Below are 11,330 nucleotides of genomic sequence, written 5' to 3' on the forward strand. Positions count from 1 at the left end.
CCGTGGGGAGCGATCATGACCGGGCTTGACAGGGGCTTCACCGGCGCCGGCGGGCCGAGGCCGGAGGGCGGGCCGTTCTTCCCGGGACCGCCGCTGCCCGCCCCGCCCGCCCCGCCCGCCGCGGTGACGTCCACCCCCGGCTCGGGGGCGAACGCGCTGCCGTTGACGTTGCACGGCTCCTCGGAGGACATCACGACCCCGGTGGACGGCCGCGTCACGATCGAGAACGGGGTCATCGGGAAGATCGCCGCGCTGGCCGCGCTGGAGGTCGCCGGTGTCGCCGCGCTCGTGCCGCTTCCCGGCGCCGCGGGCCCGGAGCCGGACGCGCGGCGGGCGGCGACGGGTGTGCGCGTCGACCTCGACGAGAACGCGGACGAGGTCAGGCTCGACCTCGCCATCGCCGTCGAGTACGGCAGCGTCGTCAAGGACGTGGCCAGGGTGGTGATGGGGAACGTGGCGCGGGTGACCGGGCTGATGCTCGGCACGCGGGTCACGGCCGTCAACGTGTCCGTCGAGGATGTGCGCGTGCCGGGCGATCACGCGACGGCGCGGGCGTAGCACGTCTGCATCGCGACCCCGATGGAGATCGCCGTGACCTTGACACGCTGGACGAGCCGAGGCGCGACGCCCCGGAAACGGAACGTGTGCGGCCCGCGGCCCCGGACGGTGGCCTGCCGCGACTCCGGCGTCCCGCCACCGCGCAGGGACAGTTCGGCCCGGATCGCGCCGCCGGCGGAGACGCTGACGACGACGTCCACGCCGCCGGGGGCGGCGCGGTAGTACGCCGTCCCCCGCGGGCAGGGGGCGAGGGCGGCCGAACGGCCCTGCTCGGGGATCGGGGGCCCGCCGCCGCGCCCGCCCGGGTACGGTTCCCCGCCACGGTCGCGGCGCGGCGCGGGAACGGTCGGGGGCACCGGGACGGCGCTGCCGGGGACGGCCGCCCGGTCGCCGGACGGGCCCGCCGATCTCACGGTCCCGGTCGTGGTGCCGCTCGTCCCGTCGTCCATCAGGGGCATGAGCAGGACCACCAGGGCGGCCACCGCGAGCAGCGCCGCGCCGCCGTAGCCCGCGACCCGGAACCAGCCGGACCGGGCCCAGCCGGGCCGGGCCCTCGGCACCGGCCCGCTGGACCTCATGTCCGCCGTCCTTCGAACAGTGCGTGGCGTCAGATCTGGACGCGGGCCTCGACGGCCTTGACGATCTCGTCGACCGCCTCGGCGATCGGGACGCCGTTCTTCTGCTCGCCACTGCGGTACCGGAACGACACGGCGTCCTTGGCCACGTCGTCGTCGCCCGCGAGCAGCATGTACGGGATCTTCTGCTTCTGCGCGTTGCGGATCTTCTTCTGCATCCGGTCGGAGGAGGCGTCCACCTCGACGCGGACGCCGCGCTCGCGAAGCTCCGCGGCGACCCTCCGCAGGTGCGGGACGTGGGCGTCGCCGATCGGGATGCCGACGGCCTGCACCGGCGCCAGCCACGGCGGCATCGCGCCCGCGTAGTGCTCCAGCAGCACGCCGAAGAACCGCTCGATCGAGCCGAACAGCGCTCGGTGGATCATGACGGGCTGCTTGCGGGTGCCGTCCGCCGCCTGGTACTCCAGCCCGAACCGCTTGGGCTGGTTGAAGTCGACCTGGATGGTGGACAGCTGCCAGGTCCGGCCGATGGCGTCCTTGGCCTGCACGGAGATCTTCGGTCCGTAGAACGCCGCGCCGCCGGGGTCGGCGACGAGTTCGAGCCCGGAGTCCGCGGCGGCCTCCTCCAGCGCTGCGGTGGCGGCCGCCCAGTCCTCGGCGGAGCCGATGAACTTCTCCGACTCGTCGCGGGTCGACAGCTCCAGGTAGAACTCGTTCAGCCCGTAGTCGCGCAGCAGGTCGAGGACGAAGGTGAGCAGGGCCTTGATCTCGTCGACCATCTGCTCCTGCGCGCAGTAGATGTGCGCGTCGTCCTGGGTCATGCCGCGGACGCGGGTGAGGCCGTGCACGACACCGGACTTCTCGAACCGGTACACCGAGCCGAACTCGAACAGCCGCAGCGGCAGTTCGCGGTAGGAACGCCCGCGCGCCCTGAAGATCAGGTTGTGCATCGGGCAGTTCATCGGCTTGAGGTAGTAGTCGCCGCCGTCGACCTCCATGGGCGGGAACATGTCGTCCTTGTACCAGCCGAGGTGCCCGGAGGTGTCGAACAGGTCGCCCTTGGTGATGTGCGGGGTGTTGACGAACTCGTAGCCGCTCTCCTCGTGCCGCCTGCGGGAGTAGTCCTCCATGACGCGGCGGACGACGCCGCCCTTCGGGTGGAAGACGGCGAGGCCGCTGCCGATCTCGGGCGGGAAGGAGAACAGGTCGAGTTCGGCGCCGAGCCTGCGGTGGTCGCGTTTCTCGGCCTCCTCCAGGAACCGCAGGTACTCGTCCTGCTTCTCCCTGGATTCCCACGCGGTGCCGTAGATCCGCTGGAGCTGCGGGTTCTTCTCGCTGCCGCGCCAGTAGGCGCCGCCGGACCGCATCAGTTTGAACGCGGGGATGACCCGGGTGGACGGCAGGTGCGGCCCGCGGCACAGGTCCTTCCAGCGCAGGTCGCCGGACTTGGCGTCGAGGTTGTCGTAGATGGTCAGCTCGCCGCCGCCGACCTCGACGCTCGCGCCCTCGGCCGCGTCCTCGGCGGAGCCGGAACCCTTGAGCCCGATGAGCTCCAGCTTGTAAGGCTCGGCGGCGAGTTCGGCGCGGGCCTCGTCGTCGGAGACGGCGCGGCGGGAGAACCGCTGCCCCTGCTTGACGATCTCGCGCATCCGCTTCTCGACGCGCTTGAGGTCCTCGGGGGTGAACGGCTCGGGGACGTCGAAGTCGTAGTAGAAGCCGTTCTCCACGGGCGGTCCGATGCCGAGCTTCGCCTCGGGGAACAGTTCCTGGACGGCCTGCGCCATGACGTGCGCGGCGGAGTGCCGCATGATCGCCCGGCCGTCGGCGGAGCCGATCTCGACGGGCTCGACGACGTCGCCGTCGCGGAGCTCGGACGCCAGGTCGCGCAGCTCGCCGTCGACCCGGGCGGCGACGACGGTGCGGCCGTCGGCGTCCAGCGCCTGGCCCGCGGTGGTGCCCGCCGGCACCGCCCGCTCGCTCCCGTCGAGGGTGATGCGCAGCTCGGACACGGATACTCCTCGTGGTGATGGGCCGAGTGATGGGCCGGGTGGCGATGGATCGGCGGGTTCCGATGCTATCGACTCGGGTCGCGCGCTGAACGCATCCGCTTCCATGTGCCGTTCCTCTCGTCGTGGAGGGCACGGGGGCGGTCCCGGAAGGCGGCCCGGACAGCGGTGGGGCCCCGGGATCGCTCCCGGGGCCCCACCGCGTGCAGTGTCAGGACATGCCGCCGTCGCGCCGGGAGTGACCCGGCGTCGTCGTCTCGAACACATGCGGCATGGGTCCGATTCTAGCAGCTTGGCCGCCGATCCTCAGTCTCGGACGGCGACGCCGATGACGTGCGGCGAGGCGGGGTTGGCCCGGCCGGAGGTGGGGAACTCGAACCGGCGCTCCTCCCGGACGGTGAAACCTGATCCGACGATCCACTCGTCCGTCGGCCGGGACACGTGACAGCCCGCGACGAGGAACGGCCACACCACATCGGCGTAGCGCTGGAAGCGCACCTTCCCCGGTGTCCGGGCCCGGACATGTTCGTAATAGCGCAGCTCGCCGCCGGGTTTCAGGACGCGCCGAAACTCGGCTAGCGCGCGGACGGGATCGCGCACCGAGCACAGCACGAGGGACGCCACCGCCACGTCGAACGAGGCGTCGTCCACGTCGAGGCGCTCGGCGCGGCCCGGCCGGACGGTGACGGGGACGGGGGCCCGGGCGGCGGCGCGGGCGGCCCTGGCGCGCAGCCGCGGCTCCGGTTCGACGGCGACGACCTCGGTGACCTCCGGCGGGTAGTGCGCGAAGTTGGCGCCGTAACCGGCGCCCACCTCCAGGACGCGGCCGGACGCCCCGGCGAGCAGCTCGGCGCGGTTGGCGTCGCCGCCCGCCTTGGCGCACCCGGCGTCCAGGCGCGGATAGAGCCGGGCGAAGATCGGATGGCTCAGGTCGCTCATTCCCGCAGTCTCCGTCGCCCCGCCGGTCATCGCAAGATCGTTCGCGTCGGGATCGACTCCGCGTTCGATACCGCGCTGATACCAGGGAGGCGGGTCGGATCTCCCTCCGCCGGGGCAGGCCGTCGCTGGACCGTTCGTTCTAGGCTCGACCACACGATGAACGACGCAGACCACACCTCGTCCGGGGCCCGCTCCCAGCTGATCGCGGGTGTCCGCTCGGCCGTCGTCCCCGGCCGGGACGACCCGGCCGTCCTGCTGCTGCCGGGCCGGCTCGCGCTGCGCGTCCCGATCCTGGTGGTCCTGCTCGCGATGACGATCGGCTTCACCGCGGGGTCCACCGCCATCGCCATCGTGGACTACGACGTGCGACCGGGCCTCGCCTGGCCGCTCGGCCTGCTGCAGGCGGGTCCGCTGATCTTCGCGGCGCGGTGGCCGCTCGCCGCGTGGCGGGTCGCGGCCGTCGGGCTGCTGCTGACGGTGTTCGTCCGGCACGGGACGGGCTTCATGCCGTGGCCCGTCACCGCGATCCTCGCCCTGGTCGTCATCCTGTTCTTCACCGGGGTCGGCGCGGACCGGCAGACCAGCGTCGGCGTCGGCGCGGTCACGGTCTGCGGGGTGCTGACGCCCGCGGTGCTGTTCGGGATGCCGGGCTGGTTCGGCATGATCCTCGCCGGGGTCACGTTGACCGCGCTGGCGTTCGGCGACGCGGTCGGCGGCCGGCACTCGGCCGTGGAGGAGCTGCGCAGGCGCGAGGAGCAGCACCGGCAGGACCTCGCCCGGCAGGCGGTCCTGGAGGAGCGCGCCCGCATCGCCCGGGAGCTGCACGACGTGGTGGCGCACCACATGTCGGTGATCGCGATGCAGGCGGAGGCCGCCCCCTACAAGATCCCGGACATGCCGGACGCCGCGAAGCAGACGTTCGGGGTGGTGCGGGACGCGGCGCGCGAGGCGCTCACCGAGACGCGGCGCGTCGTGGGGCTGCTGCGCGCGGACGACGAGGGTGCCGAGCGGACCCCGCAGCCCGGCCTGGAACGGCTGGACGACCTGACCGCCGCCGCCCGCCGCTCGGGGCTGTCGGTCGCGACCGTCGTGGTCGGGATGCCGCGGCAACTGGACACGGGGGTCGACCTGTCGGCGTACCGGATCGTCCAGGAGTCGCTGAGCAACGCGTCCCGGTACGCGCCCGGCGCCCGGGTCCACGTCGAGATCAAGTACGGCGCGGAGGCGTTGACGGTGTCGGTCGCCGACGACGGGCCGCGCAGCACACCGGAGGAGTCGCAGGGCGGCGGGCACGGTCTGGTCGGGATGCGCGAGCGGGTGACGATGCTGGACGGCCGGCTCGACGCCGGCCCGCGCGACGGCGGTTGGTCGGTCGTCGCGGAACTGCCCTACGGAGACACGGACTGATCTTCGGGCCCGTAGTGTGGTCGCCGTGACGATTCGGGTGCTGATCGCCGACGACCAGGTGATGATCCGCGACGGGCTCGCGGCGCTGCTGTCCTCCGATCCCGGGATCGAGGTGATCGGGCAGGCGGGCGACGGCCGCGAGGCGGTGGAGATGGCCCGCCGCCTCGACCCCGACGTGGTCGTGATGGACATCCGGATGCCGGAGATGGACGGCCTCGCCGCCACCGCCGAACTGGTCGGCCCGCCGGACCCGGACGGGAATCCGGCGGGCGCGCGGCCGAAGGTCCTCATCCTCACGACGTTCGACCTGGACGAGTACGTCTACGAGGCGCTCGGCTCCGGAGCCAGCGGGTTCCTGTTGAAGGACGCCTCCGCGGCGGACCTGGTGAACGGCGTGCGGGTCGTCGCGGGCGGGGACGCGCTGCTCGCCCCGTCCATCACCCGCCGTCTGATCGGCGACTTCGCGCGGCGCCGCCGCCACCAGCGGCCGAGCCCGAAGGCGACCGCCGCGCTCACGCCACGGGAACTGGACGTGCTGCGGCTGATCGCCCGCGGGCTGTCCAACGCCGAGATCGCCGCCGAGCTGGTGCTGGCCGAGCAGACCGTCAAGACGCACGTCGGGCACGTGCTGACCAAGCTGGCGTTGCGCGACCGCACGCAGGCCGTCGTCTACGCCTACGAGAACGGCCTGGTCGGCTAGCCGAACACGTCGTCGCGGGCGAGGTCGAGGGCGGTCAGCACCGCGCCCCGGAGGATGGTGTCGCCCTCGACGGCGCTGGGCCGTATCTCGGTGGCGGCGGGCGAAATGGCGGCGAGCCGTTCGGCGACCAGCCCGGCGAGGTGGTCGCCGCCGCGGCGGCCGATCCCGCCGCCGAGCACGACCAGCCCGGGGTCCAGGACGGCGACGAGCACGAACACGCTCTGGACGATCCTGTCGGCGAGCGCCTCGGGGCCGAGGTCGCGGGCGATCTCGGCCTCCATCAGGCAGCAGAAGTCCTCGCCGCCGAACCTGAGCAGCGCGACCTCGCCCGCGCCGCCGGACGCGCCGCGCCGCAGCCGACCGTCCAGGACGATCGCCGCGCCGACGCCGTCGTCGATCCACAGCAGGGCGAAGTCGTCGCGTCCCACCGCCACGCCGCCGCGGTGCTCGGCGATCGCCGACAGGTTGACCTCGTTCTCCAGGATCACCCGGCTGTCGAGCCGCCCCCGCAGCGCCGGGCCGAGGTCGGGGCGCCAGCCGTGGACCCCGCTGTCGTTGACGAGTCCGGTGCGCGGATGGATCAGGCCGGGGGTGCCGAGGACGACCGTGTGCGGGACGCGTCCGCCGCCCGCCTCGGCGATGGCCTGGGCGATGAGCGCCACCAGATCGGGGTCGTCCGGCAGCCGGCGCGACACCACGCCGAGTTCGTTCCCGGTGATGTCGGCGACGCTCACGTGGAACGCGTCCCGGCGCAGGTTCACCCCCGCCACGTGCGCGCGGTCCGCGACGAGCCCGTACAGGCGCGCGTTCGGGCCCCGCCGGTCGGCGCCGCTCTCCCCCGCCGCCTCGATCAGCCCGGCGTCGCGCAGCCGCTCGATCAGGTCGGACACGGTCGGGCGGGACAGCCCGGTCAGCGCGCGCAGCTGCGGCGCGGTCAGCGGGCCGCGCTCCAGCAGCAGGTCGAGCGCGAGCCGGTCGTTGATCGCGCGGGCCATCGTCGGGTCGGCGGTCTTCACGCCGACCATATTAGTCAGGGAGCCTGCGTATTTCTCTTTTCATCAGGAACCCTACCTGTTAATTTCTGGAACCATGCATCCTCAGCACCGCGCCATCGGCATCGTGTTCGCCGTCCACGGGGCCGTGGCCGGAACCCTCGCCACCCGCATCCCCTGGATCCAGGACCGGCTCGACCTCTCCCCCACCGTCCTCGGCATCGCCCTGCTGTGCCCGTCCATCGGCGCGTTCACCGCCATGCCGACCGCGAGCCGCGCGGCGCACCGGATCGGCGAGCGGCGCGCCGTCCGCCTCCTGCTGACCGCGTGGTGCGCGGTCCTCGCGCTGCCCGCGCTCGCCCCCGCGCCCGTCTGGTTGTTCGCGGTGATGCTGATGTACGGCGCGACGTCCGGCATGTGCGACGTCGTGATGAACGGTCACGGCGTCCGGGTGGAGCGGCATCTCAAGCGCCCGATCATCTCCGGGCTGCACGGCCTCTGGTGCATCGGCAGCCTGGCGGCGGGCGGCGTCGGCATCCTCGCCGCGCACGCCCGCGTGGACGCCCGGCTCCATCTCGGCGCCGTCGCCGCCGTCCTGCTCGCCGTGGGCGCCCTGGCCGGACGCGACCTGCTCGCGGACCGGTCGTCCGAGGGCGTCCCCGCGCCGCGCCGTTTCGCGCTGCCGACGCGGGCCGTCCTCGGCATCGGCGTCGTCGGGTTCTGCGGCACCTTCGCCGAGGGCGCGAGCGCCGACTGGGCCGCCGTGTACCTCACCGAGGTGACGGACGCGGGCCCCGGCCTCGCGGCCGCCGCCTTCACGATCTTCATGTCGTGCATGGCGGGCACGCGGCTGCTCGGTGACCACCTCGTGCGGCGGGTCGGCGCGGCGACGGTCGTCCGGTGCGGGGGCTCGGTCGCCGTCCTCGGCGGCGTGCTGGTGGTGGCGTCCCGGTCGCCGTGGCCCGCCATCGTGGGGTTCGCGCTGCTCGGCGTCGGGGTCGCGACGGTCGTGCCGCTCGTCTTCGCGGCCGCCGCCGACACCGGCTCGACGCCCGGCGAGGGCGTCGCGGGCGTCGCGACGATCACCTACCTGTCCACCCTGACCGCCCCCGGCATCACCGGCTGGACCGCCGGAGCCCTCTCCTACCCGGCCGCCTTCGCAATGATCATCTGCGTGGTCGCGGTGATGACCCTCTCAGCGGGCGCCCTCCGCCCCCGCGCCACCACGACGGCACCGGCGTCCGAGCCCGCGAGGACGCCGCTCCCCTAGTCGCACGCGGCTCAGGGGAGGAGGTCGTGGAGGGCTTCGGCGGCGCGGTGACAGTCGTGGAACGTGCAGTACAGGGGGACGGGCGCGAGGCGTACGACATCGGGTTCGCGTGCGTCGGCGACCACGCCGTGCGTCTCGGCGAGCCGCCGGACGAGGGCGCCCGCGTCGTCCACCCGCAATGACAGTTGGGCGCCCCGGGCCGCCGGGTCGGGAGGGGTGATGACGGCGAGACCCTCGATGGAGGCGAGCCGGGACGCCAGGTAGCCGGTGAGGCGCTCGCTCTTGGCGCGCAGCGCGTCCATGCCGACCCGGTCGAAGATCTCCAGCGAGGCCAGGACGGGCGCCAGCGCCATGATCGGCGGGTTGGACAGCTGCCAGGCGTCGGCGGACGCGGGCGGCGCGATGTCCGGGTCCATCCGGAACCGCACGGCCGGGTCGGTGCCCCACCAGCCCGACAGCTTCGGCACGGACGCGTCCCGGACGTGCCGCTCGTGGACGAAGCACGCCGCGACGGCGCCGGGTCCGGAGTTGAGGTACTTGTACGTGCACCAGGCCGCGAAGTCCACGTCCCAGTCGTGCAGGCGCAGCGGGACGTTCCCGGCGGCGTGCGCGAGGTCCCAGCCGACGACGGCCCCGGCGGCACGGCCCGCCTTGGTGATCGCCGGGATGCCCATGAGCTGGCCGGTCAGGTAGTTGACGCCGCCGAGCAGGACGAGCGCCACCGTGTCGCCGAGGCGTTCGAGGTGGGCGATGACGTCCTCGGTGCGCAGGACGTCCTCGCCGGGGCGGGGCGTGAGGCGCACGACCGTCCGGGCCGGGTCGAGGCCGTGGTGGACGGCCTGGCTGGCGACCGCGTACGAGTCCGACGGGAACGCGGAGTCCTCGATGACGATGCGGGTGCGCGTCCCGGCGGGCCGGTAGAAGCTCGCCATCATCAGGTGCAGGTTGACGGTCAGCGAGTTCATCGCGACGACCTCGTGCGGGCGCGCGCCGACGAGGCGGGCCGTGGGCTCGCGGAGCCGCTCGTGGTAGTCCACCCAGGGGCGGCGGCCCCGCGTGTGGGCCTCGACGGCGAGCGTCGCCCAGTCGTCCAGTTCCTCGCGGAGGCGTTCGGCGACGGTCCTCGGCTGGAGCCCGAGGGAGTTCCCGGCGAAGTACGCCGTCTCGGCGTGGGCGCCGCCGGGGGCGGGCGGGACGAGGAACTCGTCGCGCAGCGTGGGCAGCGGGTCGGTCTCGTCGAGCCGCCGCGCCTCCCGTTCGAGGTTCACTGGGCGCTTCCTTCGGTGGCGAGGAGTCCTTCGGCGGGCGCGGCGGCGAAGAACGCCCGCGCGTTCCCGCCGAGGAGAAGGGCGCGTTCGGCGTCGTCCAGCCCGGGGCACGCCCGGATCGTGGCTCCCGGATCTTGCTCGCCGAGGGGGAACGGGTAGTCGGTGCCGAGCATCACGCGGTCCGCGCCCATCACGTCGACGAGCAGGCGCAGGGCGCGCGGGTCGAACACGGCGGAGTCCACGAAGAAACGGTCGACGTACTCCGACGGGGGGCGCGGCGAACCGGCGCGGACGATGTCGCGTCGATGCCAGGCGTTGTCGGCCCGTCCGAGCAGGAACGCGAAGCTGCCGCCGCCGTGGCAGAAGCACAGCCGCAGCGACGGCGGGATCCGTTCGAACGCCCCGGACAGCATCAGCCCGAGGATGCTGAGCTGCGTCTCGGCGGGCATCCCGCACAGCCACGGCAGCATGTGGTCGCGCATCCGGTCGGCGCCGAACATGTCCCAAGGATGCGCCAGCACCGGGAGCCCGAGGCGGGCGCAGTGCGCGAGGAACCCCGTGATCCCGTCGTCGTCGAGGTTGCGGTCGCCGACGTGGTTGCCGATGTGCACGCCGCGGTGCCCGGCAGCCGCCGCGCGGGTCGCGACGTCGCAGGCGAGCGCCGGGTCCTGGAGCGGTACCTGGCACAGCGGCAGGAGCCGGTCGGGCGCGCCGGAGCAGAAGGCGAGGATCCGCTCGTTCACCAGATCGCACCAGTCGGCGGCGCGTTCCGGCTCCGCCGAGTACCCGAACATGAGCGGGGTGGACGAGACGGCCTGGACGTCCACGCCCGCGGCGTCCATGTCGGCGAGGCGGCGGGCCGGGTCCCAGAGCGCCTCCCCGACCGGGCGGTACTCGTCGTCGCCGTTCATCATCATGCCGGCGCCGTCGCCGTCCACGCGGAGCCACGGCCGGTTCGCGTCGCCGAGGAGCCCGCCCTCGTTCCGGGTGATGCGCGGGAAGACGTGCGTGTGAACGTCGATGACCGTCACGGGGCCCCCGTCAGACCCGGGCCGCCGTGGTCGGCACCATGTTCGCGGGCCATTCCTTGCCCGGGTGGACGGCGCCGCAGTTCGGGCACTTGCGGTCGCCGTCGTAGAAGCCCTGGAACACCGGCGGCAGGTCCTCCACGATGGAGCGGACCTGGAGTTCCGAGCGGTGCACGAGGTGGTGGCATTCGGTGCAGTACCACTCGAACGCCTCCCGCGTGCCCTCCGGCCTCGGGATCTCCACGACGAGGCCGATCGATCCGGCCTCGGGGCGCTGCGGCGAGTGCCGGACGTGCGGCGGCAGCAGGAACACGTCGCCCTCGTTGATCTGCACGTCGACCGGCGGGCGGCCCTCCTCCTCCATGACGCGCAGCACCATGTTGCCCTTGAGCTGGTAGAAGAACTCCTCGACCGGGTCGTCGTGGAAGTCGGTCCGCTGGTTCGGGCCGCCGACCACCATGACGATCAGTCCGGCGTCGTCGAAGACCTGGACGTTGCCGACGGGCGGCTTCAGCAGGTCACGATGCTCGTCGATCCACGACTCGAAGTTGAACGGCCGTCCGAAGGACAACTGCGGCAGCTTCATG

At 73.2% G+C, this 11,330-nt stretch carries 11 protein-coding genes; 4 read left to right on the plus strand and 7 right to left on the minus strand.

All coding sequences use genetic code 11. From position 1 onward, the window contains the following. Positions 1 to 15: 15 nt before the first annotated feature. Entirely contained in the window at positions 16 to 558 is a 543-nt protein-coding gene (locus tag D0T12_RS33750; RefSeq protein WP_117405023.1) for an Asp23/Gls24 family envelope stress response protein, read from the plus strand. Here the strand turns inward: D0T12_RS33750 and D0T12_RS33755 are convergent. The 3 genes from D0T12_RS33755 to D0T12_RS33765 form a co-directional block, all read right to left on the minus strand. Then, a complete protein-coding gene (locus tag D0T12_RS33755; protein WP_117405025.1) occupies positions 537 to 1,136 on the minus strand; it encodes a hypothetical protein in 600 nt (199 codons plus the stop codon). The two genes, D0T12_RS33750 and D0T12_RS33755, sit on opposite strands and share 22 nt — an antisense overlap. A 29-nt stretch (positions 1,137 to 1,165) precedes the next feature. Further along, on the minus strand, positions 1,166 to 3,142 hold the full coding sequence (gene thrS / locus D0T12_RS33760; RefSeq protein WP_233526454.1) for a threonine--tRNA ligase: 1,977 nt from the start codon (positions 3,140 to 3,142) through the stop codon (positions 1,166 to 1,168). Between the two features lie 303 nt (positions 3,143 to 3,445). Beyond that, complete coding sequence (locus D0T12_RS33765) at positions 3,446 to 4,078, minus strand: class I SAM-dependent methyltransferase (protein WP_117405029.1); 633 nt, start codon at positions 4,076 to 4,078, stop codon at positions 3,446 to 3,448. Positions 4,079 to 4,234: 156 nt separating this feature from the next. On the opposite strand from D0T12_RS33765, the gene D0T12_RS33770 reads away from it, so the two are divergent. After that, entirely contained in the window at positions 4,235 to 5,485 is a 1,251-nt protein-coding gene (locus D0T12_RS33770) for a sensor histidine kinase (protein WP_117405032.1), read from the plus strand. Positions 5,486 to 5,510: 25 nt separating this feature from the next. Continuing rightward, positions 5,511 to 6,185: a response regulator gene (locus tag D0T12_RS33775; RefSeq protein ID WP_117405103.1), complete on the plus strand. Its 675-nt coding sequence runs from the start codon at positions 5,511 to 5,513 to the stop codon at positions 6,183 to 6,185. Here D0T12_RS33775 and D0T12_RS33780 read toward each other — a convergent pair. Next, entirely contained in the window at positions 6,182 to 7,201 is a 1,020-nt protein-coding gene (locus tag D0T12_RS33780) for an ROK family transcriptional regulator (protein ID WP_233526455.1), read from the minus strand. The two genes, D0T12_RS33775 and D0T12_RS33780, sit on opposite strands and share 4 nt — an antisense overlap. Positions 7,202 to 7,274: 73 nt before the next feature. Between D0T12_RS33780 and D0T12_RS33785 the strand changes: the two genes are divergently transcribed. Next, positions 7,275 to 8,447 carry an MFS transporter gene (locus D0T12_RS33785; RefSeq protein WP_117405036.1) on the plus strand — a complete coding sequence of 391 codons (1,173 nt, stop codon included), beginning with the start codon at positions 7,275 to 7,277 and terminating at the stop codon, positions 8,445 to 8,447. Between the two features lie 11 nt (positions 8,448 to 8,458). On the opposite strand, the gene kynU is transcribed toward D0T12_RS33785, so the two are convergent. The 3 genes from kynU to D0T12_RS33800 are packed head-to-tail and all read right to left on the minus strand — an operon-like array spanning position 8,459 to position 11,329. Further along, positions 8,459 to 9,715, minus strand: a complete 1,257-nt coding sequence (gene kynU, locus D0T12_RS33790) for a kynureninase (RefSeq protein WP_117405038.1) — start codon at positions 9,713 to 9,715, stop codon at positions 8,459 to 8,461. Next, positions 9,712 to 10,746, minus strand: a complete 1,035-nt coding sequence (locus D0T12_RS33795) for an amidohydrolase family protein (RefSeq protein ID WP_117405040.1) — start codon at positions 10,744 to 10,746, stop codon at positions 9,712 to 9,714. Before D0T12_RS33795 ends, kynU begins: the two co-directional genes overlap by 4 nt. A gap of 10 nt (positions 10,747 to 10,756) precedes the next feature. Further along, a complete protein-coding gene (locus tag D0T12_RS33800; protein WP_117405042.1) occupies positions 10,757 to 11,329 on the minus strand; it encodes a 3-hydroxyanthranilate 3,4-dioxygenase in 573 nt (190 codons plus the stop codon). Position 11,330: the final 1 nt, after the last annotated feature.

The sequence above is a fragment of the Actinomadura spongiicola genome, assembly GCF_003432485.1.
GTDB classification, from domain to species: Bacteria; Actinomycetota; Actinomycetes; order Streptosporangiales; family Streptosporangiaceae; genus Spirillospora; species Spirillospora spongiicola.

Excerpts from the sequence above, each read along its gene's own strand:
- D0T12_RS33800 (WP_117405042.1), bottom strand. The coding sequence starts at position 11,329 with ATGAAGCTGCCGCAGTTGTCCTTCGGACGGCCGTTCAACTTCGAGTCG.
- D0T12_RS33755 (WP_117405025.1), bottom strand. The coding sequence starts at position 1,136 with ATGAGGTCCAGCGGGCCGGTGCCGAGGGCCCGGCCCGGCTGGGCCCGG.
- D0T12_RS33750 (WP_117405023.1), top strand. The coding sequence starts at position 16 with ATGACCGGGCTTGACAGGGGCTTCACCGGCGCCGGCGGGCCGAGGCCG.
- D0T12_RS33770 (WP_117405032.1), top strand. The coding sequence starts at position 4,235 with ATGAACGACGCAGACCACACCTCGTCCGGGGCCCGCTCCCAGCTGATC.
- D0T12_RS33785 (WP_117405036.1), top strand. The coding sequence starts at position 7,275 with ATGCATCCTCAGCACCGCGCCATCGGCATCGTGTTCGCCGTCCACGGG.
- D0T12_RS33765 (WP_117405029.1), bottom strand. The coding sequence starts at position 4,078 with ATGAGCGACCTGAGCCATCCGATCTTCGCCCGGCTCTATCCGCGCCTG.